The 21,742-nt window shown below is 71.8% G+C and carries 14 protein-coding genes and 2 pseudogenes; 6 read left to right on the top strand and 10 right to left on the bottom strand.

The genetic code is table 11. The features are described 5' to 3' along the window. Positions 1–59: 59 nt before the first annotated feature. The 4 genes and pseudogenes from ACQEV8_RS02805 to ACQEV8_RS02790 form a co-directional block, all read right to left on the bottom strand. Entirely contained in the window at positions 60–1,553 is a 1,494-nt protein-coding gene (locus tag ACQEV8_RS02805) for a tryptophan 7-halogenase (protein WP_432957055.1), read from the bottom strand. Continuing rightward, complete coding sequence (locus ACQEV8_RS02800) at positions 1,550–9,580, bottom strand: type I polyketide synthase (protein WP_432957053.1); 8,031 nt, start codon at positions 9,578–9,580, stop codon at positions 1,550–1,552. The genes ACQEV8_RS02805 and ACQEV8_RS02800 overlap by 4 nt, the downstream gene beginning before the upstream one ends. A gap of 82 nt (positions 9,581–9,662) precedes the next feature. Next, positions 9,663–10,172 (bottom strand): DinB family protein, encoded by a 510-nt coding sequence (locus tag ACQEV8_RS02795; RefSeq protein WP_432957052.1) that lies wholly within the window; start codon positions 10,170–10,172, stop codon positions 9,663–9,665. A gap of 120 nt (positions 10,173–10,292) precedes the next feature. Next, positions 10,293–10,751: pseudogene (locus tag ACQEV8_RS02790) on the bottom strand (FAD-dependent monooxygenase); the annotation flags it as partial. On the opposite strand from ACQEV8_RS02790, the pseudogene ACQEV8_RS02785 reads away from it, so the two are divergent. Together ACQEV8_RS02785 and ACQEV8_RS02780 are read left to right on the top strand one after the other, a co-directional pair. After that, positions 10,742–10,921, top strand: a pseudogene (locus tag ACQEV8_RS02785) (F420-dependent methylene-tetrahydromethanopterin reductase); the annotation flags it as partial. The pseudogenes ACQEV8_RS02790 and ACQEV8_RS02785 overlap by 10 nt on opposite strands. A gap of 121 nt (positions 10,922–11,042) precedes the next feature. Continuing rightward, complete coding sequence (locus tag ACQEV8_RS02780; protein ID WP_432973406.1) at positions 11,043–11,468, top strand: hypothetical protein; 426 nt, start codon at positions 11,043–11,045, stop codon at positions 11,466–11,468. Here ACQEV8_RS02780 and ACQEV8_RS02775 read toward each other — a convergent pair. Beyond that, positions 11,453–11,665, bottom strand: a complete 213-nt coding sequence (locus tag ACQEV8_RS02775; RefSeq protein ID WP_432957050.1) for a hypothetical protein — start codon at positions 11,663–11,665, stop codon at positions 11,453–11,455. The genes ACQEV8_RS02780 and ACQEV8_RS02775 overlap by 16 nt on opposite strands. 91 nt (positions 11,666–11,756) lie before the next feature. On the opposite strand from ACQEV8_RS02775, the gene ACQEV8_RS02770 reads away from it, so the two are divergent. Continuing rightward, the gene (locus tag ACQEV8_RS02770; RefSeq protein ID WP_432972353.1) at positions 11,757–12,290 is read left to right on the top strand and encodes an AAA family ATPase; all 534 of its coding nucleotides are present in this window, start codon (positions 11,757–11,759) and stop codon (positions 12,288–12,290) included. Here ACQEV8_RS02770 and ACQEV8_RS02765 read toward each other — a convergent pair. Beyond that, positions 12,244–13,209 (bottom strand): LysR family transcriptional regulator, encoded by a 966-nt coding sequence (locus tag ACQEV8_RS02765; RefSeq protein WP_432957048.1) that lies wholly within the window; start codon positions 13,207–13,209, stop codon positions 12,244–12,246. The genes ACQEV8_RS02770 and ACQEV8_RS02765 overlap by 47 nt on opposite strands. A 96-nt stretch (positions 13,210–13,305) precedes the next feature. On the opposite strand from ACQEV8_RS02765, the gene ACQEV8_RS02760 reads away from it, so the two are divergent. Next, on the top strand, positions 13,306–14,463 hold the full coding sequence (locus ACQEV8_RS02760; protein WP_432957046.1) for a nuclear transport factor 2 family protein: 1,158 nt from the start codon (positions 13,306–13,308) through the stop codon (positions 14,461–14,463). A 28-nt stretch (positions 14,464–14,491) separates the two neighbouring features. Continuing rightward, positions 14,492–14,905 (top strand): cytidine deaminase family protein, encoded by a 414-nt coding sequence (locus ACQEV8_RS02755; protein ID WP_432957045.1) that lies wholly within the window; start codon positions 14,492–14,494, stop codon positions 14,903–14,905. Positions 14,906–15,026: 121 nt separating this feature from the next. Here ACQEV8_RS02755 and ACQEV8_RS02750 read toward each other — a convergent pair whose 3' ends face one another. After that, entirely contained in the window at positions 15,027–16,304 is a 1,278-nt protein-coding gene (locus ACQEV8_RS02750; RefSeq protein ID WP_432957043.1) for a cellulase-like family protein, read from the bottom strand. Positions 16,305–16,414: 110 nt separating this feature from the next. On the opposite strand from ACQEV8_RS02750, the gene ACQEV8_RS02745 reads away from it, so the two are divergent. After that, positions 16,415–18,463: a glycoside hydrolase family 2 protein gene (locus ACQEV8_RS02745; RefSeq protein ID WP_432957041.1), complete on the top strand. Its 2,049-nt coding sequence runs from the start codon at positions 16,415–16,417 to the stop codon at positions 18,461–18,463. Between the two features lie 52 nt (positions 18,464–18,515). Here ACQEV8_RS02745 and ACQEV8_RS02740 read toward each other — a convergent pair whose 3' ends face one another. From ACQEV8_RS02740 to ACQEV8_RS02730, 3 genes are read right to left on the bottom strand one after another with little or no spacing between them, the layout of a single operon-like run. After that, on the bottom strand, positions 18,516–19,451 hold the full coding sequence (locus ACQEV8_RS02740) for a carbohydrate ABC transporter permease (protein ID WP_432957039.1): 936 nt from the start codon (positions 19,449–19,451) through the stop codon (positions 18,516–18,518). Continuing rightward, complete coding sequence (locus ACQEV8_RS02735; protein ID WP_432957037.1) at positions 19,448–20,389, bottom strand: carbohydrate ABC transporter permease; 942 nt, start codon at positions 20,387–20,389, stop codon at positions 19,448–19,450. The genes ACQEV8_RS02740 and ACQEV8_RS02735 overlap by 4 nt, the downstream gene beginning before the upstream one ends. Next, positions 20,386–21,738, bottom strand: coding sequence for an ABC transporter substrate-binding protein (locus ACQEV8_RS02730; RefSeq protein ID WP_432957035.1), 1,353 nt, complete (start codon positions 21,736–21,738; stop codon positions 20,386–20,388). The genes ACQEV8_RS02735 and ACQEV8_RS02730 overlap by 4 nt, the downstream gene beginning before the upstream one ends. Positions 21,739–21,742 lie beyond the last annotated feature (4 nt).

Genomic DNA, 21,742 nt, shown 5'->3' with positions numbered 1-21,742 from the left:
CTCTGCATGAGGTCATACATCCGGGCAAGGGGTGTCTCACGGCGGTGACCCCGTGATTCCTACCGCTCAGGGGCGACCCAGGACAGCCCGTCCTCCGACGGCACCAGTCCGCCCGGCCGCTGCGGCGCCTCGTCCTCCAGCGGGCCGCCGAACAGCCCGCGTTCCTGCAGGACGGTCCCTTCCTGGAACACCTGCCGGAAGGTCTCGGACTCGTAGAGCGGATTGCGCAGGTCGTCGGCGTCGGGAAGGCGGCGCACGGCTCGCTCGAAGTCGCAGGCGGCCGCCGTCAGCCGCTCGCCGGCCGGTCCGGCCCCGGTGAGCGAAGCGTCGCCTGACGCCAGACCGCCCACCAGCTCGACGAACGCCTCCAGTTCCGTCGTGCCGACACTGGTGACCTTGCGCGCCTTCCAGAAGTACGACCGTTCGTCCTGGTGCATGTCGTAGAAGGAGACCAGGAACTCGTGGAACAGGCCGTACTCGTGCCGGTAGCGGGCCTCGAACTCGGCGAACAGCCGGTCCTCGTCGAGGGTTCCGGCGAGGCAGCCGTTGAGGGACCGGGCGGCGAGCAGTCCGCCGTAGGTCGCGAGATGCACCCCGCTGGACAGCACCGGGTCGACGAAGCACGCCGCGTCTCCGACGAGCGCCAACCCGGGCCGCCACAGCCGTGACTTCCAGTACGACCAGTCCTTGCGGACACGGACCTGGTCGTAGGGAGTCTCCGTGGCCTGCGGGACCCCGTCGAGGAGGTCGCGTACCTCCGGGCAGGCGTCGATCAGCCGGCGCCAGGCGGTCGCCGGATCCCCCTGGACGGCCTCGGCGTTCTCGCGGGCGACCACTGCTCCGACGCTGGTCAGATCGTCCCGGAGCGGGATGTACCAGATCCAGCCCTCGTCGAAGGCGGCGCAGAAGATGTTGCCGTCGTTCGGTGCCGGGAGCCGCGCGCCGCCGGCGAAGTAGCCGAACACCGCGATGTTGCGGAAGAAGTCGGAGTGGACCCGCTTTCCGCCGACGTGCGGGTGGATCCTGCTGCCGTTGCCGGAGGCGTCCACGACGTACCGGGCGGTGGCCTCGCGGACCTCGCCCTCGGGGCCGGTCCAGCGCACCCCGCGGACCCGCTCCTCGTCGGCGAGTACGTCGATCACCCGGCAGCCCTCCCGTACGTCGACCCCGACCCGGCGGGCGTTGTCCAGGAGGATCGCGTCGAACCGGGACCGTTCCACCTGGTAGGCGAACGAGGTCGGGTCGGCCAGCCGCGGCGACAGCGCGAAGGAGAACTGCCAGGGATCCCGGTTGCGGCCCCAGCGGAACGTTCCGCCGCGCTTCGGCTTGAAGCCCGCCCGCGCCACCTCGTCCTCGACACCGAGGATCCGGCACACGCCGTGCACGGTGGAGGGGAGCAGGGACTCGCCGATCTGGTACCGAGGGAAGGTCTCCTTCTCGAGAAGGAGGACGCGATGGCCGTGCAGGGCGACGGCCGCCGAGACGGTGGACCCGGCCGGGCCGCCACCGACCACGATGACGTCGAAGTCCTGCGGGGGATGGGCCTGACTCACCGGTCTCCCTTCGTCGTGCGCGCGTCGATCCAGGTGCGGATCGTCGACGCGGTGGTCTCCGCGTGCTCCCGCATCATCGTCAGATGGTCTCCGGGGACGTCCGCGACCTCATGTGCCGTGGGCCAGCACGTCCGCCAGTGGTGCGCGTCGGCGGAGGCCGCCATGGCGGGCGTGGGCCGCAGCGCGCGCACCAGCAGCGTGGGCGTGGCGACCGGCTCGGGGGCCCAGCCGAGGAAGATCCGGTTGTAGGCACCGATCGCCGCCAGAGCGCTGTCGTCGTCCCCGGTGGAGAAGGGCTGTTCGGTGTCCTGCGGCGGTGGGGCGCCCAGGGACAGCAGCCAGTCCTTGCCACTGTTCTCCGGCGTGATGTGGTACGTGTCCAGCAGCACCAGACCGGTCGGTGGCCGGCCCATGGTCTCCAGCCGGTGGGCCACCAGGTGCGCCACATTGCCGCCCGCCGAGCGTCCTACGACCACGAAGGGCCCGTCCCCGACGTGCCGCAGCACGTTCTCGGCCTGCGTACGCGCCAGCGCGGCACGGTCCTCAGGTACGGCGGTACCGGCGCCGATCCCGGGGTGCGGGAACTCCAGGACGCCCAGCTCGTCCTGGAGTGCGCGGTGGAAGCGGGGGAAGTCGCCGCCGTCCGACGCGGGCGAGGGACGGTAGGACGGGAAGTAGACGAGCGCGGGCCTTCCGGAGCCGGGCCCGGACCGGCCGTGGGAGCGGCGGATCGGGGGCAGCGCGTGCTCGCGGCCCTGTGCGGCCGGGAAGGTGGGCAGCGCCCAGGACGCGGTGACGAGCAGGTGCATCGCCGCCACCGGCTGGCCGGCGGCACTGACCGTCCGGAACAGGGAGGAGAGGGTGTACGCCTGTGGCTCGGGCCCCGTGGCCTCGGTGGGCGTCGCCGCGGCAGGTTCGCCGTCCAGCAGGCCGAGCAGATGGCGTGCCAGTTCCTCGGCCGTACGGTGCTCGAACACCACCGTGGCCGACACCCGGAGCTTCAGCGCGATGCTGAGCCGGTTGCGGATCTGCACGGCGGTGAGGGAGTCGAACCCCAGGTCGGCGAGGGACTTGCCGACCGGGAGCGCGTCGGCGTGCGGATAGCCGAGCACGGCGGCCACGTCGGCCCGCAGCAGCTCCACGAGCGCCGCCTCCCGCTCACCCGGGGGTACGGGGGCCAGCCGCTCCCGCCAGGCTCCCGGCTCCAGCATCTGCCCGGAAGACCCGGAAGACCCGGAAGACCCGGAAGACCCGGAGGGCGCCTTCGCGACGGCCGGCCGGTTCTGGCGGACGAGCCCGCGCAACGGCGGTGGCAGGTGCCCCGCACCTGATCGAAGCGCTGCCCGGTCCAGCAGGATCGGCGCCAGCACCGGCTCCGTCGAGCGCAGCGCGGCGTCGAAGAGGGCCAAGCCCTGCTGTGTCGACAGCGGCACCAGCACGTCGCGTGGGTGCTGTGGGCGCACGAAGTGCTGCCCCGCCGCCATGCCCTCGGCGTGCTCCCACGGGCCCCACGCCAGCGACACCGCCGGGAGCCCCTCGCCGACGCGGCGCTGGACGAGGGCGTCGAGGAACGTGTTCGCCGCCGCGTAGTTGCCCTGGCCCGCCCGGCCCAGCAGACCGGAAACGGAGGAGAACACGACGAACGCCGAGAGATCCATGTCCCGGGTCAGTTCGTGCAGATGCCAAGCCGCGTCGGCCTTCGGACGCAGCACGGCAGCCATCCGCTCGGGGACAGTGAGTCCAGCACGCCGTCGTCGAGGACCCCGGCGGCGTGCACCACCGCGGTCAGCGGCGGCTCGCAGCGCTCGACCACCTCGGCCAGGGCGCCACGGTCGGCCGCGTCGCAGGCGACGAGAGCGACCCGCGCTCCCAACTCCTCCAGTTCGCCGCGCAGTTCCCGGGCCCCGGGTGCCTGCGGCCCACGGCGTCCGGTCAGCAGCAGATGCCGTACGCCGTACTCGGCCACCAGATGACGTGCCAGTTCCGCGCCGAGCGCGCCGGTGCCTCCGGTGATCAGCACCGTGCCGTCCCCGTCGAAGGGGGCCGCGTGGCCGGAGACAGCACCGGCCGCGGCCAGTCGCGGACGTCATCTGCCCTTCTCGCAACCGGAGTTGTGTCTCACCGGTGGCGACCGCCGACGGCAGCGTCCGCAGCGACTCGGGCCGCCCGTCCACATCCACCAGGACCACACGGCCGGGCAGCTCCGACTGCGCCGCACGCACCAGCCCCCAGACCGCCGCACCCGCCAGGTCCGGCACCGGCCCAGTGGCATCCCGCGTCACCACCACCAGCCGGGAGCCGGCCGTACTTGGATCGCCCTGCCAGTCCTGGAGCGCCTCGAGCACGCGGCCGGTCAGCTCGTGTACGGCGGAGAGCGGATCGGCGCCGGTGACACGGGCGACGGCGGTGACCGCGACGACTTCGGGGTCCACGGCGCCGGGCAGGAACCCGGCGAGGTTCAGCTCGTCGGGCCCGTGTACCGCCCAGGTGTGCCCGTCGGTGTCGCCGGAGACGTCGAAGGCGGCCCACTCGGGACGCAGCAGAGCCCTTCGTACGATGGCGTCGGCCGGGTCGTCCGCCATGTCGGCCTGGTCGGGCGGGAGTTCCCTGGTGGTCAGTGAATCCACGCGTGCCACGAGTCGGCCGGACGAGTCCGCCAGGGTCAGCGAGACCGTGTCCGGGCTCGTCGGAGTCACCCTGACCCGCAGCTCCGTGGCTCCCGAGGCGTACAGGCTCACGCCGCTCCAGGCGAACGGCACCCGGACCGTGCCCGGGCCGGCGGACGCGGCCAGCAGCGGCGCGTGCGACGCGGCGTCGAACAGCGCCGGATGGAGCCCGAAGCGACCCGCTTCCGCGGTGCGCGACGCGGGCAGCCCGACCTCCGCGAAGACGTCGCAGCCGCGCCGCCAGAGAGCGCCGACCCCCTGGAAGGCGGGCCCGTAGACGAGCCCGGCGTCGGCGAGGGCGGCGTACGCGCCGGTGAGGTCCACCGCCTCGGCGCCCTGGGGCGGCCACTGCGTCAGCTCGTCCTGCGCCGCGCGGCCCCGGCCCAGCTGTCCCGTGACATTCCTGGTCCATGATGCGTCCTCGCCGGACTCCTCCGGGCCGGACTCCTCCGGTCGGGAGTAGATGTCGACCGTCCGGGATTTCGAGTCGTCCCACGCACCCACCACGACCTGGATCCGCACCCCGGCGGAGCCGGTCAGCGCGAGCGGCGACAGCAGCACGAGTTCGTCGACCGCGCCGCAGCCCACCTCGTCCCCCGCCCCCACGGCCATCTCCACGAACACCGTCGCCGGCACGACGACCCTCCCGGCGACGACATGATCCGCCAGCCATGGGTGGGTCGCGAGGGACAACAGTCCGGTCAGCACTGTCCGCCCGGTGTCCGGCACCGGGAACGCGGGGCTCAGCAGAGCCGCCCCGTCGTCGGCCGCCGCCGGGCGCGGCGCGTCCAGCCAGTACCGCTGCCGCTGGAAGGCGTACGTCGGCAGATCCACCCGGCGCGCACCGGAACCCGCGTACACCGCCGCCCAGTCGACGGTGACCCCGGCCACATGCAGCCGGGCCACGGCCGACAGCAACGTCTCCGGCTCGTACGTACCGCTTCGTGTCGCCACGGCGAGAACGGAGGGGCGGGTCGTGAGCGCCTCGGTCTGACAGTCGGTGGCCGCCGCGGTGAGGACGGGCGCGGGGCCGAGTTCCAGGCAGGCGGAGATCCCGTCGTCCGCGAGCCGGCGCACGGCGTCGGCGAAGCGCACGGGCAGCCGGGCGTGCCGCGCCCAGTACTCGGGCGAGCACAGTTCCGCGGGATCGGCCGGCCGGCCCGTCACGGTGGAGACGATCGGGATACGAGGCGGCCGGAAGGTCAGCTCCCGCGCGACGCTGAGGAATTCGTCGAGCATGGGCTCGACCAGGGGCGAGTGGAAGGCGTGACTCACGCGCAGCCGTACGGCCCTGCGGCCACGCGCCTCGAAGTCGGCCGCGACGGCGAGTACCGCGTCCCGCGCGCCCGAGATCACCACGGATCGGGGCCCGTTGACAGACGCGACGGCTATCTGCGCCCCGAACTCAGCGAGCGATGCCACGGCTTCTTCCTCGGTCGCGTCCAGCGCCACCATCGCGCCTCTGTCGGGCAGCGCCTGCATCAGGCGGCCGCGCGCGGCGACGAGCATCGCGGCGTCGGGCAGATCGAGCACACCGGCGACATGTGCGGCCGCCAGCTCGCCGACGGAGTGGCCCACCAGGCGGTCGGCTCGCACGCCCCACGACTCGAGCAGCCGGAACAGCGCCACCTCGAAGGCGAACAGTCCGGCCTGGGTGAAGTCCGTACGGTCCACAAGAGCCGCCTCCGGTGAGCCCGCCTCGGCGGACAGCACCGCGCTGAGCGGCTGGGGGAGAGAGCCGTCCAGGTGCCGGCAGACCTCGTCGAAGGCGTCGGCGAAGGCGGGGAAGACGGCGCGCAGTTCGGCACCCATCCGGGGGCGCTGCGCCCCCTGCCCGGTGAACAGGAAGGCCGTACGGATCTCCGGGTCCGCCAGTCCTCGTACGACTCCCGGTGCGTCCCGGCCCTGCGCGAACGCGCTCAGCGCGTCCAGCGTCCTGGTCGGGTCACCGGACGGCACGAGCGCGCGATGGGGGAGGGTGGAGCGCGACACCGCCAGTGAGCAGGCGACGTCGGCGGACGACAGGCCGGGCCGGTTCGCCACTTCGGCCGCGAGCCGGCGGGCCTGGCTGCGCAGGGCGGGTTCGTCGGCGGCCGAGAGCAACCATGGAACGGCGGCGGAGAGCAGCCACGGCACGGGCGGCGCCACCCCTGCCCCCGGTGAGCCCGTGGGTTCCCTCTCCGGCGCCTCCTCCAGAATCACATGCGCGTTGGTCCCGCCGATCCCGAAGGCCGACACCCCCGCGCGCCGCGGCCGGTCCGAAGCGGGCCAGGGACGGGCGTCGGTCAGCAGCTCCACGCGGCCCGAGGACCAGTCGACATGAGCCGAAGGCGAGTCGGAGTGCAGCGTCCGGGGCAGCTCGCCGTGCCGCATGGCCTGCACCATCTTGATGACGCCGGCGACTCCGGCCGCCGCCTGCGTGTGCCCGAGGTTGGACTTGACCGAGCCGAGCCACAGCGGCTGCTCGCGGCCCTGTCCGTACGTGGCCAGCAGGGCCTGTGCCTCGATCGGGTCGCCCAGCTTGGTGCCGGTGCCGTGGGCCTCCACCGCGTCCACGTCGCCGGCGCGCAGTCCCGCGTCCGCGAGCGCCCGTGTGATCAGCCGCCGCTGAGCCGGCCCGTGGGGCGCGGCGAGCCCGTTGGAGGCGCCGTCGGAGTTCACGGCGGAACCGCGGAGCACGGCCAGGACCGGATGGCCGCCCCGCCGCGCGTCGGACAACCGCTCCAGCAGGACGAGGCCCACGCCCTCGCCCCAGGCCGTGCCGTCGGCCGCCGCCGAGAACGACTTGCAGCGCCCGTCCGGCGACAGCCCGCGCTGCCGGCTGAAGGCGAGGAACGGCTTGGGCGTCGCCATCAGCGTGACCCCGCCGGCCAGCGCCATCGAGCATTCGCCCGAGCGCAGCGCCCGCGCCGCCTGGTGCAGCGCCACCAGCGAGGACGAGCACGCGGTGTCGACCGTGATCGCGGGACCGCGCAGACCGTAGACGTACGAGATCCGCCCGGAGGCCACGCTGCCCGCCGAGCCCAGCCCCAGGTGTGCCTCCAGCTCGTGGGAGCGGCTGAAGCGGGCGGAGTAGTCGCCGTACATCACGCCCACGAACACGCCGGTGTCGCTCTCACGCACCGAGGCCGGATCGATGCCGGCGCGCTCCCACACCTCCCAGGACGTCTCCAGGAGCAGCCGCTGCTGCGGATCCATCGCGAGCGCCTCGCGCGGTGAGATCCCGAACAGCCCGGCGTCGAACTCCGCAGCCCGGTGCAGGAATCCGCCGTGTCGCGTGTACGACGTGCCGATCCGGTCGGGATCCGGGTCGTACAGGGCGTCCAGGTCCCAGCCGCGGTCGGACGGGAACGCCGAGATGGCGTCCCGCCCCTGCCTCACCAACTCCCACAGCTCCTCGGGAGAGTTGACATCACCTGGATACCTGCAGCCCATGGCGACGATCACCACGGGGTCGTCCTCGGGGGATTGGTCCTGTGCACGGGGCGTACGCGGCCGGTCGTCGGGCTCGCCCTCGAACAGTGCCACGCGCAGGTAGCGGGCGACCTCGGCCGGCGTCGGCTGGTCGAAGACCAGCGTCGGCGACAGGTCCCGGCCGGTCAGTTCGCCGAGCCGGTCCACCAGCTCGACGACGCCGACGGATGTCATGCCGAGATCGGTGAAAGGGCTGTCCGCGTCGGGCAGATCGCCGGGCGTGTACCGGCAGACCTCGGCCGTTTCGGTGAGCACCGCTTCGCGGAGCGCGCGTTCCTGGTCCTCGGGCGAAAGGGACATGAGCCGCTCGCGCAGGGCGGTGGGAGCGGTGCCGGCCGTGGCCGGAGCAGGGACGGCCAGCGCGTGCCGGGCGATCTTGCCGGACGCGGTGCGCGGGACGGCGGTGATCTCGTGGATCTCGGCCGGAACCTTGTGGTCGGCCAGTCGGGTGCGGCACTCGGCGAGCACCCGCCGTGCGTCGATCCCGTCCGGACCCGGTACGACGAAGGCGACCGGCACCTCGCCGAGCACGTCGTGCGGCACACCCACGACGACGGCCTCGGACACGCCCGGACACCGCGCCAGGGCCTGCTCGATCTCCGTCGGGTGGATGTTCTCGCCGCCGCGGATGATCAACTCGCTGACCCGGCCCGTGAGCCGGAGATGGCCGTGCTCGACGCGCCGGCCGAGGTCGCCGGTGCGGTACCAGCCGTCCCGCAGCGCGGCGGCCGTCGCCTCGGGCTGCCCGTGGTACCCGGTCATCAGGCCCGGCCCGCGCACCCAGACCTCGCCCTCGCCGCCGTCCGGGACGTCCTCGCCGCTGCGCGAGTCGACCAGGCGTACGTCCATGCCCGGGACGGGCGCCCCGCAGGAACCCTCGGCTCTGGGCCCGTCGGGGCGATTCACCGCGATCATGCCGCAGGTCTCGGTACTGCCGTACGCGTCGAGCAGCGGAGCCCCGAGGCTCTCCTCCACGGCCGCGCGCAAGGCGGATCCGCTCGGGGCGCCGGCCACGACGCACACCCGCAGCGCCTCCGGGAGTTCGCCCGCCGAGCCGACCAGCCGGTGATACGTCGTCGGCACGCCGGCCAGCATGGTGAAGGGCCCGCCGAGACCCTCGTACGCCGTGAGCAGCTCCTTGCGCAGACCGCCCGGCGGCAGGGGTTCACCTGCGATCCGGGCGCTCGCGCCCACAGCGATCACGCCCAGGATCGCCAGCGAGTGGCTGAAGCTGTGGAACAGCGGAAGCGGCCAGAGCAGCCGGTCGTCGGGCGAGAGGCCGAAGATCGGGGCGTAGCAGGCGGCCACCGACCACAACGCGGCCCGCTGCGTGGACAGCACGCCCTTGGGCCGGTGCGTGGTGCCGGAGGTGTAGAGCATCCAGGCCGGATCGTCGAGCCCGAGCAGATCGATCTCCGCGGACGCGTCGCTCTCGACCGCGCTCTGGAACAGTTCGCCGCCCTCCGGGACCGGACCGGTCCCGGTGACCAGGACGCCCAGGCGGTCGTACGGCGGTCCCAGTCGGCGCAGTTGTGCGAGATGCGCGGCATCGGTGATGACGAACTGGGCACCGCTGTCCTGGAGGAAGTGCGCCAGCTCGGCGTCGGACGATCGCGGATCGAGCGGCACGCCGACCATCCCCGCCCGCAGCACGGCGAGGCAACTCTCCACCGCCTCCACGCAGTTGCCGAGGCAGATCGCGACGCGGTCGCCGCCGCGCAGTGCTGTCCGGGTTTTCAGGTACGAGGCCAGCGAGCGAGTGTGGCGCTCCAGCTCGGCGTAGGTGACGCTGCGCGTGGAGTCGGAGTAGGCGATCCGCTGCGCGGCCACCTCGGCGTGCTGCCGCAACAGCTCCGGCACCGGCCGGATCAGCTCGTCACGCCTCATGTTTCCGCCTCCCAAGTCCCTCGCGGTGCAACGATGTTGACCTTACGGGACCTGGGAGCGGTGCCCCGGCCGGCGCCCCGGATCAGCTGGGGCGCGTCCGGTCGCCGAGGATCTGCTCGCGAAGGATCTCGGCGTGGCCGCAGTGCTGGGCCAGCTCGCGCAGGGTGTGGAGGTAGATCCAGCGCAACGGCAGTGGGCCCCGGCGGTTGCCCTGGAGGACGTCGTCCAGCGTCAGCGTCTCCGTGGCTCGGCGGGACGCCTCGCACGCCTGCTGATGAGCATCCTGGATCGAGGCGACCGTGTCGTCGTCGTGGAGGTCGAACGACTCGTCGGGCGAGTCGGGAATGCCGATCTCGCTACGGGGCCGACAGGTGATCGCCTCATCGAACCAGACCTTCTCGACGAACGTGGCGTGTTTGACCAGGCCGAGCAGGGTGGTCTTGGACGGGACCAGCGACCGGCGCGCCTGCTCCTCGGTCAGCCCGTTGAGACTGTCGTGCAGCGCGGATCGATGCTCATCGAGGAAGACCTCGAACTGTTCGCGGAACGCCGCGTGGAAGACGGCCGGCTCTGTCGTTGACTCGAAGACCATGCTCGCAACGATAGGCTTCGCAGCCTTTCGCGAAGGCCCCCGGCAGAGCATCGTCGACGACCGGAGCCAAGCAGAGCCGACGCGAGGAAGCCGGGCGCTGCGGACGGGCACGACGCGGGTTCAGGGCTGGGGGCGTGCGTCACCGGCCCGCCCGGGGCGGTCCAGGCTCGGCGGTGTCCGGCCGGCGTGGCGCAGGACGGCGCGGACGGTCGCGGGGGAGGGGGCCAGGCGGAGGGCCGTGTTGCGCAGGGCGACGGCCAAGGGGTGCGTGAGGCGCTGGCCCGTCCGGTCGGCCCGGCGGGCGGCGCGGGCCGCGGACTGGCTGCGTGGGCGGTGCTCGGCGTCGTATCGGGCCAGTGCCGAATCGACCGTCGGCTCGGTGACGAGCGCCGCGGCCAGGGGTGGCCGCGTCTCCAGCGCCTGCCAGGCGCCCTGCCCGAGGTTCGGAGTCATGGCGTGGGAGGCGTCGCCGAGGAGCACCACCCGGCCTTCGGCGAACGCCGGCAGAGGCGTTGCCGGCTCGTGGCTGTCGTGGTGCAGGACGGCGTCCGGCCGGGTGGCGTCGAGCAAGGCGGGAACGCGACCCGATCGCCGTCGCCCGGCAATGGCGCGAGCGCGCCGGGGCGGAGAACCTGTCGATCCGCGAGCTGGTCATCGAGACCACCGGCCGCCAGTCGTTCATCGGCTTCCCGGCCACGGTCGCCGAGACCGTCAACGCCTACGTCCAGGCGGACGCCGCCGACGGCTTCAGCAGCCGAGCCGCTCACGCTTTTGGCGGCGCTTCGCGAGAAGTGACCTCCGGAAGCGGTCGAGGATTGACGCGACATATGCGGCGGAACAGCTCGCCGCCCCGCCGGAGGAGGCACCTATATGCGCCGTGCAGCTTTCGTCGTCGCCGCCACGACCGCCCTCACGCTGGGGACCGCCGGACAAGGCTGGGCGGACACCACCAGTGGCGACATCACCACCAGCTGGGGAGACCGGAGCCGCATTCAGCTGACCTGGGCCGACCGGAACTCCTTTGACAACGGCGCCCTCGCCGTCGCCGACCAGACCTGCGACGACCGGTCCGTCCACGCCACCCTCACCATCCGGACCGGATCCGGTGCGGCTCGCCCTGTGAGCGACAACCACAACACCGAAGGCTGCGGCACGACCGCCGACTTCCAGAACATCGCCGCCACCGACCCGAGCGGCATCAGAAGCCTGACGATGACCCTGTGCCGCAGCGCGCCCGGAACAGCCGACGAGTGCGAGACCGGCTACATCGCCGTGAACCCCTATTTCGGCTCGTGAGCCCGGGCCGGCCCCGCCTCCTTCCAGAACCGTGCGGTCCGCCGATCACCCGCGGGGTCCTCGGGGTTCCGGCCGGCCGGACAGCCGGTGACCGCGCCGGTGGAGAGGGTGCTGAGCAGGGCCGTATCGAGGGCGCCGCCGACCTGCTGCATGGTGTTCACGGCGGCGGAGGCGACACCGGCGTCCCAGGCACTCACCCCGGGGGCGTTCGCGGCACCAAGGTGAAGAGTCGTTGACAGGTCCAACAACTCTCCGGCAGCCGGCACCGTCGGTAACGTGACCGCCGTGATGGTGGGCACCGAAGAAACCCGGCTGGTCGTCCTGCGCGGCAACAGCGCCTCGGGCAAGTCGTCCGTCGCGGCCGCGCTCCGCGAGAGGTTCGGCCGCGGCCTGGCCCTGGTCGGCCAGGACAACCTCCGCCGTATCGTTCTGCGCGAGCGGGACCGGCCCGGTGCCGCGAACATCGGCCTGATCGACCTGACGGCCCGCTACGCGCTGGAGGCCGGATTCCACGTCGTCGTCGAGGGCATCCTCTACGCCGACCGCTACGGCGACATGCTCGCCCGGCTGCGCGCCGACCATCGCGGCCCGACCCACGGCTACTACCTGGACGTACCGTTCGCCGAGACCCTCGCCCGGCACGCCGGCAAGCCGATCGCCGACGAGGTCAGCGAGGCACAGCTCCGCGACTGGCACCGGCCGCTCGATCTGCTGCCGGGCGGGGTCGAGACCGTCATCGGCGCCGGCAGCGCCCTGCACGAGACCGCCGACCGCATCATGCTCGAGACCGGCCTGGACCGCCTTCCCGCACTGGACCGCTGAGCCGCGCGGCCGGGGCCGCCACCGCCGCCGGGCGGATCGACGCGAACGCCGTGGCGAGGTGATCGAGCAGGGGCGCTGCGCAGGGGTGTGGATCGCGGCGTGGGGTGATCGCGTAGACGCCCCGGCCCGGAGGGTCGACGAGGTCGACCGTGGTGACGTCGGTCCGCAGGGCGCGCGTCAGCACGCCGGGTATGAGCGCGATGGCGTGACCGGTCGCGACCAGGGCGAGTTTGCCGGGCAGATCGGCCGCGACGAGGTCGATGCGGGCGCTGACTCCGGCGCGGTCGGCATGCCGGCGCAGGAGCGCCGCCGAGCCGTCGTTGTCCTCGGCCCAGGTCTGGTCGGCGAGGGCGTGGATGTGCACCGGGCCTCGCCCGGCCTGGGGATGGCCGACGGGCAGTGCGACGACCATCTCGTCCAGCCCGAGGAAGCGTCGCTCGACCCGCTGGTCGTGGGGCAGCCCCGGCGGTGCGTCGGTGACGACGGCGACGTCGAGATCACCTTCGAGCACGCGCTGGTGCAGTTCCGGGCTCAGGGCGGGGAGCAGGCTCCATCGGACGGATCCGGCCTGCCGCAACAGCGCCCGGATGGCTTCGGGCACGATCCCGGTGGCCAGGGAAGGGGTCGCACCGACGGCCAGCGGCCGGTTGAACGCCCCGTCATGAGCGTCTCGCGCGGCGCGAACGGCCCGGTCGGCCTCGTTCAGCGTGGTCAGCGCGTGGCGCCGGAACACCTCCCCGGCGGGCGTCGGACGGACACCGCGCGCATGACGTTCCATCAGCGGCACGCCGAGCCGCCGCTCCAGTCCGGCGATCTGCCGGGAGACGGCCGACTGCGTGTGATTGAGCTCGGCGGCCGCAGCCGACAGCGAACCCAGGCGGCACACGGTCACGAAGGTTCGCCACACCGTCAACTCCATGCCGCCAGTATGCGCAGGGGGTATGCGAGTTCCGCAGGGCAGGGCTGCGAAATCTGCGCTTGTCGCAGCCCGGGACGGTGCACGATTCTGGCGCGCATGACCACACCACACACCATCGCCGTCCTCGGCCTCGGGCGCATGGGCGACGCGATGGCGACCCGCCTGACGGCCCAGGGCCGGCATGTCGTCGGCTGGACCCGCTCGGGGCGCACGGCAGGAACCGTCGAGACGACCGCCGATCCCGAAGAGGCCGTGGCCAAGGCCGATCTCGTGCTCCTGACGCTGTTCGACGGCCCGGCCTGCCGACAGGTCCTCGACCAGGTCCGTGACGCGCTGCGCCCGGACACGATCGTGCTGAACACCAGCACCGTCGCGCCCGCCGAAGCATCGGACCTGGCCCGGCGACTCGGCCCCTCCTACGTCCACGCGCCCGTGCTCGGATCCGTCCCGGCCGCCGCCGCGGGCGCCTTGCAACTGCTCGCCGCCGGTGACCACCTCGCGCTCGACCGCGTCCGGCCGGTGCTGGACTCGCTGGGCACCGTGCGACGCGTGGACGACGCCTCCACCGCCGCCGCGCTCAAGCTGATCGCCAACCACAGCCTCGCCGGGGCCGTCCTCGCGCTGCGCGACTCGCTACGGCAGGCCGACGCCCTCGGCCTGCCCCGCGCCCAGGTGCTGGACGTCCTCGAACTCGGGCGGCTCGGTGGGCTCGTGACCGCCAAGAGACCCTTCCTCGCCGGAGAATCGGCCGCTGTCACGGCCGAGTTCACCATCGGTGCGCTGGCGAAGGACATGGCTCTGCTGGCCGACGCGTCGAACACCCCGCTGCGCTGCACGGCCGGCCTGGCCGATCCTCCCGCCGGCCCCGAGGCCGACATCGCCGTCGCCGCCGTGGTCCCCGCGGTGGCGGACGCCGTGCTCGAACCGCTCCGCGCCTACGTGCGCGGACACGCCACCGGCGACCCCGCCCACTTCCGCGAGGCGTTCCTGCCCACCGCGCACATCGAGGGACTCCGGGACGGGATGTTCGTCTCCTGGCGCCTGGACGAGTACTGCGCTCTCTTCCCGGGCCGGCCGGCCCGGGGCGAAGCGACCCGCTCCCGTCGCATCGACGCCGTCGACGTCCACGGCACGGTCGCGACGGCCACCATGACACTGGGGCACGGCACTGACCTGTTCACCGACATCTTCCTGCTGGTGCGAGCCGACGACAGCTGGCGCATCGCCAACAAGGCTTATCACCGACACTCGTGAGGATCCTTTCCTGACGAAGGCAGAGACCATGACCACGCAGACGCACCACATCGACCACGAACTCATCGAGGCAGCGGCTCATGTCGCCCGCACTCGTTGCCGGGGCGACCACCACACCATGGCGGCCGCGGCCCGCGCTCAGGACGGGCGGATCGTCACGGCGGTGAACGTCTACCACTTCACCGGAGGTCCCTGCGCCGAGCTGGCCCTCATCGGCGCGGCAGCCGCACAGGGGGTCCACGAGCTGGCCACGATCGTCGCCGTGGGAGACCGCGACCGGGGGGTCGTCCCTCCCTGCGGCCGGTGCCGTCAGGTCCTTCTCGACTACTTTCCCGCCCTCAAGGTCATCGTCGGCGAAGGCGACCGCGTCCGAACCGTCCGTGTCTCCGACCTGCTCCCCGAGAGCTATGTCTGGGCCGACCACCAGGGCGACGCCGAGTAGGCCGCCGCTCGGCGCGACGTGGCCCGGGGCTCAGGGCCAGACCCCGGAGAAGTCGACGTCGCGGGCCCCTTCGGGTTCAGACCTGAGATACGTGTGCGAAAGGGGCGAAAGATACCCGTGTTCAGCCTGCGGTGATGCGCGCGTTCACCCGTCGCATCCACTCCTGGTCGGTCTGCCACATGGGGTGGTGAGGAGCCGCGTTGGACGTCAGGACGACGCCTCGGAAGCCCGCCGCGAGGCAGCGGTCGACGACGAACTCCGCGATGTCCTTGCCGACGGCGTCCTCCTCGAAGCGCGTCAGGAGCGGGGTGTACCCCACCACGCCTTCGCCCAGGACGGCGGGGATGCCCCGGCGACGGGCGAAGCCGGCGACGGAGTCGATCCACCGGGCCAGCGTCTCGCGCATGGCGTCCCGGTGGGCCGAATAGTTCTCGTAGAGCCACAGGTCCCAGCGGTCGGGGTCCACCCAGTCGTGCGCGTAGAAGAGTTCGCGCGGGATTCCGGTCGCCGCCAGGCGCCAGGGTTCGTCCGGCTGGTGGTCGGCGAAGGCGGGTGCGTCGGGGCGCAGCATGGCGGCCAGTGCGGGAGGGGGCCAGGAGGCAGTCCCGGGTGCCGGTTCGGTGCCGTGGCCGAGTCCCACCGCCTGGTACAGCGCGCCGAGCACGCCGTAGACGTAGAAGTGGAAGTGCGCGATCTGCGCGTGCTCCGGCAGGTCGTCGAGTTCGTCCGGCCAGGGCTCGCCGAGCGAGTAGGTGACGGGGATGCCGGGGTGGCGCGCCCGCAGCAGCTTCACGGCGCGTTCGAGGGGGCCGCGCAGTCGGGCGTAGTGCGTGGAGGTGCCGTCGCTCGGCACCAGGGAGCAGTTGTCGACCTCGTTGTGCACCTCGACGTAGGCGACGCGGTCGGCAAGGCCGTGCTCGGTGAGGAAGTCCAGCAGCCCGGTGAGTGCTTCGGCCACCGCCTCGGCCCGGTCCGGGCCGGGCACATCCGCCAGGGCGCGGTGCCAGGCGTCGGTGTCGGCAAAGCTGGGGGACTGCTGGTATTCCCACGACGACACGATCACCCGGCAGTCGTGCCGGGCGGCCGCCTCGAAGAGCTCGACGAGCCGCCGCCGGCCGTCCAGCGGGTAGCCGCCGTGCACGTTGTACCAGCGGGTGCGCTGTCCGAACTGCTCGCCCAGGCCGCGGATCCGCGGTGACTCGGGGGCGTCGACGCGTCCGGAGAACAGCAGGAAGGGCATGGCGCAGACGCGCACGGTGTTGAAGCCCCGCTCCACGGCCTCGGCGAAGGCGCGGTCGAGGTCGGCGAAGGGCTCGCCGGGTCCTGCCTGGGTGTACCAGCTGAAGTCCCACAGGGTGATGGCGAGGCGCTCCGTGGGGGCCTGTCGGTGTGAGGTCATGAGTTCACGCTAGACCACAATTCATTAATTATGAATAATCCTTGACAGGGGTGATGGGGCTGTCCAGGCTCATGGGGCGAACGAACGCGCGCTACCGAGGAGCTGCTGAGATGACCCAACGCATCCCACCGTCACGGCGGACCGTCGTCACGGCACTCGGCGCGGCCGGCGCGGTCGTCGCCCTGCCGGCCTGGCCTGAAGAGGCCCGGGCGGCGGACGGTGCGGCAACGGCCGCCGCGGACGGCCCGGTGCTCGACACCCACCCGGCCACCGAGCCCTCCGGAACTCATGTGCGAGACGTCGGGGGCACCAACGTCGTCTTCCAGTACGGCGCGGTACTCCCCGCCTTCGACGGCTGGCGCACCCACGAGCCCACGCGCGAGTACCTGTCCCTGGACAAGCGGTGGCGCTTTCGATTCGACCCCGGCAACAAGGGGCTCGTCGAGGGCTGGCAGTCCCCGCGCCTGGACGACACGGCGTGGGGCGGCATCGACGTCCCCTCGGCCTGGGACCTGCTGGACACGCCCGGATTCGCCTCGGAGACCGCCGAGTTCGGCAAGGGCACCGCGTTCGCCGACGGCTACGCCTGGTACCGCACCACCGTCGACGTTCCCGGATCCTGGCGAGCCCGGCATGTGCGCATCGCCTTCCTGGCCGCCGGCTACAGCGCCGAGGTCTGGCTCGACGGCGTGCACCTCGGCAAGCACGAGGGCGCCAACTCGCCCTTCGCGCTTCCGGCGACGAAGGCCCTCAGGCCGGGCACACGCCAGACGATCGCGGTGCGCGTGTTCCGCAGGGCGACCTTCGAGAACTACACGGCCTCGCCCGCGCAGCCGGTCACCGACGACCACGAGATCCCGTACAAGCCGGTCGACTACTGGCCCTACGCGGGTCTGACCAGGTCGGTCCGGATCGAGGCGGTTCCGCGGGTCACCGTCGCCAAGCTGCTCGTGTCCGCGGCGAAGGGGAGGCTCGAGGCACGGGCCGTGGTCGAGAACCACGGTTCCTCGGACTTCGAGGGCTTTCTCACGCTGGATCCCGGCCGGGGGAGCGGCGCCCGGCCCAGGGTGGTCGCGGCCCGGATCGCGGCCCGGTCGGCCGGTGTCGTACGCGTCTCGGTCCCCGTGCCCCACGCGCCACGGTGGAGCCCGGGCTCGCCGCACACCCTCACCGCCCGCGCCACACTGACCGCCACGAAGCCCGGTGGCCCACGGGTGGACACCCTCTCCACGCGCTACGGCGTGCGTGACCTGTCCGTCGCCGATGCCCGACTGCGGCTGAACGGCCGGCCCCTCTTCCTCAAGGGCCTCAACTGGCACGAGGAGACCGGCGCCCACGGCAGGGCGATGACCCCGGCGGAGTACGACAGGGAACTGGGTCACATCTCGGCGGTGGGCGCCAACTTCATCCGCAACTGCGTCTACAACCGCCACCCGTACGTCTACGAGTGGGCGGACGAGCACGGTGTCCTGGTGATGGACGACGTCGACACCATGTGGCTCAACACCGCCCAGGAAAAGCTGCAGACCGAGCGCTATGGCCTCGCCCGCGCCCTGGCCCTGACCATGGCCTGGAACCAGCACAACCACCCGTCGGTGATTCTCTGGTGTCTGCAGAACGAGTCGGAGATCGACCCCGAGGGTGCGCCGGTCTACCGCGCCTGGCTCGCCGACATGAAGGCGGCGGTGAAGGCCGTCGACCTCACCGCCCGGCCCGTGACCTGGGCCTCCAACACCAGCAACGACCCCGCCTTCGACATCGCCGACGTGATCGGGTTCAACGAGTACTTCGGCTACTTCTACGGCAAGGACGCCGATCTGGGCCCGACGTTGGACGCGGTGCACGCGAAGTACCCCGACAAGCCGATCCTGATCACAGAGAACGGCACCTGGGCCGTGGCCGGCACCCACGGCCCGGACACCACACAGGGCACCGAGGAATGGCAGGCGGCGAGCTTCACCGCCCACTGGAAGCAGGTGGCCGAGCGCAGCGAGTTCGTGGCCGGCTTCACCTACTGGGTCCTGAAGGACTACAAGCAGCGGGCCGGGTACAACCAGGACCACAACGGCATCTCCGTCATGGGGCTGCTCACCTTCGCCGACGAGCGGCCCAAGCTCGTCCACGAGTCGTTCCGGAAGGCGGCCGACCCCAGGGCGTAAGCGCCGTCGAAACCGTGGCCCGTGTCCCGAGCAGGACACGGGCCACGGTGCGTCAGCCTTTGACGCTGCCCTGCGTCAGACCTGAACGCCAGTACCGCTGGAGGACGAGCATCGCGGCGGCCAGGGGGAGGACCGAGAGGAACGCGCCGCCCACCGTGAGCTGGTTGAGCTCGGGAATGCGGTTGGCCGCTGCCTGCCAGGTCGTCAGGCCCAGGGTGATCGGGTACTTGCGGTCGTCCGAGAGCATGACCAGCGGCAGGAAGTAGTTGTTCCAGATGCCGACGAACTGGAAGAGGAAGACGGTCACGAGCGCGGGTGTCATGGTGCGCAGGACGAGGGTGCCGAAGATCCGCCACTCGCCGGCGCCGTCGACGCGGGCCGCCTCCAGCATCTCGGCCGGTACCGCGGCCTCCGCGTAGATCCGGCACAGATACACCCCGAACGGGCTGACGACGCTGGGAATCAGCACCGCCCAGTAGGTGTTGGCCAGGCCCACCTTGCTGAACAGCAGGTACAGCGGCAGTGCGAGCGCGGTACAGGGGAGCAGCACACCGGCGAGTACGGCCTTGAAGACCGCCTCCCGCCCGCGGAAGCGGTACACCGCGAGGGCGTATCCGGCGGCGCCGGCGAGCAGGGTGGCCAGCGCGCCGCCCACCCCCGCGTACAGGAGGCTGTTGAGCGTCCAGTCCCAGAAAACGCCGTCACTGTAGGAGAAGACCTTCGACAGGTTGTCCAGCCACCGCGGATCGGAGAACCACAGCCCGAAGGTGCCGAAGAGGTCGGCGCTGCTCTTGGTGGAGGCCACCACCAGCCAGTAGACGGGCAGCAGGAAGTAGAGCGCCGCGAGGGTCAGCAGGGCGACCAGCAGGATCCGCGAGGGCTTCACGGTACGGCGCCGACCGCTGTCAGGGCGGCCTCGCCCGGCCGTCTGTGGAAACCGGGCGGAGGCGGCGGTCGGTTCCTTGGTGCGGGGTGTGGACACGCTCACCGTGCATCCCTTCCTTCCCTGCGGTTCACCAGGCTGAGGAAGCCGAAGGACAGCACGCTCGCCACCAGGGCGAGGATCACCGACTCGGCCGCGGCGAGGTAGATGTTGTTGTTGGCGAACGCCTCGTTGTACGCGCTCAGGTTCGGTGTGTACGAGTTGGTGACCGCCGGGGTCAGTGGCTTGATGACCAGCGGTTCGGCGAACAACTGCAGCGTTCCGATGATGGAGAACACTCCGGTGAGCACCAGGGCCGGCCGGGCGAGCGGCAGCTTGATCCGCATCGCCGTCTGCCACGCACCGGCCCCGTCGATGCGGGCGGCCTCGTAGAGCTCCTGGGGGATCGCCTTGAGCTGGGCGACGATCACCAGCATGTTGTAGCCGGCGAACTCCCAGATCACGATGTTGGCGATGGACCACAGCGCGGTGTCGTAGCCGAGGAAGTCCGGTGCGAGCCCGGCCCGCCCGAGCAGATCGGTGATCGGGCTCACGCCCGGTACGTAGAGGAAGCCCCAGAGGATCGAGGCGATGACACCGGGCACGCCGTAGGGCAGGAAGTAGGCGGCACGCAGGATGCCCGCCCAGCGGTGGGAGAGTGTGTCGAGTGCCAGTGCCAGCGCGGTGGACAGCAGCAGCATCACCGGGATCTGCACCAGGCCGAAGAGCAGCACCCGCGCGAAGCTCTCCAGGAAGGCCGACTGCCGCAGAGCGAGGGCGTAGTTGTCCAGTCCGGCGAAACCGAGGGTGGCCGGGCCCAGGCCCAGCGCGCCGGAGCGGACCGGTGTGAGCAGGCTCTGGTAGACCGCGTAGCCGAGGGGGAGGACGAAGGTGAACAGGAAGAGGGCGACGAAGGGGAGCAGGAACCCCCAGGCCGCCCGGTCCGGGCGAGCCGAGCGCCGGCTGGGTGCGGACTTCTCCGTCCGGTCGGTCATGGTGCTCATCGCGCGCTCCTCGCCTTCAGGCCCTTCGCCAGCAGGTTGTCCACGGTGCTCTTCTGACCGTCGGCCAGCGCGCCGGTGAGCCCGCCTCCCGCGTCGATGGCGGCGCCGAAGGCGTCCTGGAGCTGGGCGAAGTCGGCGTCCGTGGTGGGCGACCACTTCCAGGAGGTGTCGATCGCCCGGTCGGACACCGTGAACACGTCGTTGTAGCGCTGGCCGCCGAAGAACGGGTCGGGCTTGTCGAGCGCCGATCCGCGGAAGACGCCGGCTGCCGCGGGCCAGCCGTAGCCGACGGAGACGTTCAGGTCGACGGCCCGGCGGTCGGTGTTGATCCAGTGCGCGAACCGCAGTGCCTCGCGCGGGTGCCGGGTGCCCTGGAGGATCGCGGTGGACGATCCGCCCCAGTTGGCGGATGCCTTCTGCCCGGCCTTCCACTGGGGCAGCAGGGCGACCCGCCACTTTCCCGTGGTGCCCGGCGCGTTGCCGCGCAACAGGGCGTCGCCCCACTGCGGACCGACCCAGGCGGAGATCTGTCCGGTCTGGATGTGCTTGTACCAGGCGTTGGACATGTCGGGTTCGATGAAGACGAGGTCGTCGCGGACCATCCTCTCCCAGTACTCCGCGACCTCGCGGGAAGGACCGTCGTCCATGTCGACGACCCAGGTGTCGCCCTCCGTGCGTACCCACCGTGCGCCGCGCTGCCAGCACATCGCGGCGAACCAGGTGGGCTGGTTGGGCGCGAAGGCGCACAACCTGGCACCGTTGCCGCGGGCCTTGACCACGCGGGCGGCCTGTTCGAACTCGGTCCAGGTGGCGGGCGTTTCGATGCCCCACTTCGCGAAGAGGTCCCGGCGGTAGAAGAGTCCCATCGGGCCGGACGCCTGAGGGACGGTGTACACCTTGCCGTCGAAGACTCCCTGCTGCCACTGCCACGGCACATAGCTGTCACGCAGTTCGTCGGCCCCGTACTCGCTCAGGTTCGTCAGACCGTTGACCAGCATGAAGCTGGGAAGCTCGTGGTATTCGACCTGCGCCAGGTCGGGAGGGTTCCCGGCCGTCAGCGAGGCGTGCATCTTCTGGTAGCCGCCCGTCACGTTCTGGGGGATGGTCTGCATCTCGACCTGGATGTCGGGGTGTGTGCGGTTCCACAGGTCGACGGTCTTCTGCATCGGCACCCAGGTCCAGAAGACGAGCTTGACCTTCTGGCCGCGGCGCGTGGGCGCCTGCCGGGTGGCGCGGGCGGCTCCGACGCTCTGACCGCAAGCGGTCAGCGCGGGGACGGCGGTGAGTGCCGCGGCCGTCCCGGCGCCCCACCGGAGAACGGCTCTCCGTGAGGTTGTTGAGGTGTCCATGTGT

It is taken from the genome of Streptomyces sp. CA-179760 (genome assembly GCF_050937045.1).
Lineage (GTDB): Bacteria > Actinomycetota > Actinomycetes > Streptomycetales > Streptomycetaceae > Streptomyces.
This window is presented reverse-complemented; position numbering and strand designations above follow the sequence as displayed.

What these genes read in the sequence shown, in the direction of transcription:
- ACQEV8_RS02800 (WP_432957053.1), bottom strand. Translation starts at nt 9,580, where the DNA reads ATGAGGCGTGACGAGCTGATCCGGCCGGTGCCGGAGCTGTTGCGGCAG.
- ACQEV8_RS02795 (WP_432957052.1), bottom strand. Translation starts at nt 10,172, where the DNA reads ATGGTCTTCGAGTCAACGACAGAGCCGGCCGTCTTCCACGCGGCGTTC.
- ACQEV8_RS02780 (WP_432973406.1), top strand. Translation starts at nt 11,043, where the DNA reads ATGCGCCGTGCAGCTTTCGTCGTCGCCGCCACGACCGCCCTCACGCTG.
- ACQEV8_RS02770 (WP_432972353.1), top strand. Translation starts at nt 11,757, where the DNA reads ATGGTGGGCACCGAAGAAACCCGGCTGGTCGTCCTGCGCGGCAACAGC.
- ACQEV8_RS02765 (WP_432957048.1), bottom strand. Translation starts at nt 13,209, where the DNA reads ATGGAGTTGACGGTGTGGCGAACCTTCGTGACCGTGTGCCGCCTGGGT.
- ACQEV8_RS02760 (WP_432957046.1), top strand. Translation starts at nt 13,306, where the DNA reads ATGACCACACCACACACCATCGCCGTCCTCGGCCTCGGGCGCATGGGC.
- ACQEV8_RS02755 (WP_432957045.1), top strand. Translation starts at nt 14,492, where the DNA reads ATGACCACGCAGACGCACCACATCGACCACGAACTCATCGAGGCAGCG.
- ACQEV8_RS02750 (WP_432957043.1), bottom strand. Translation starts at nt 16,304, where the DNA reads ATGACCTCACACCGACAGGCCCCCACGGAGCGCCTCGCCATCACCCTG.
- ACQEV8_RS02745 (WP_432957041.1), top strand. Translation starts at nt 16,415, where the DNA reads ATGACCCAACGCATCCCACCGTCACGGCGGACCGTCGTCACGGCACTC.
- ACQEV8_RS02735 (WP_432957037.1), bottom strand. Translation starts at nt 20,389, where the DNA reads ATGAGCACCATGACCGACCGGACGGAGAAGTCCGCACCCAGCCGGCGC.
- ACQEV8_RS02730 (WP_432957035.1), bottom strand. Translation starts at nt 21,738, where the DNA reads ATGGACACCTCAACAACCTCACGGAGAGCCGTTCTCCGGTGGGGCGCC.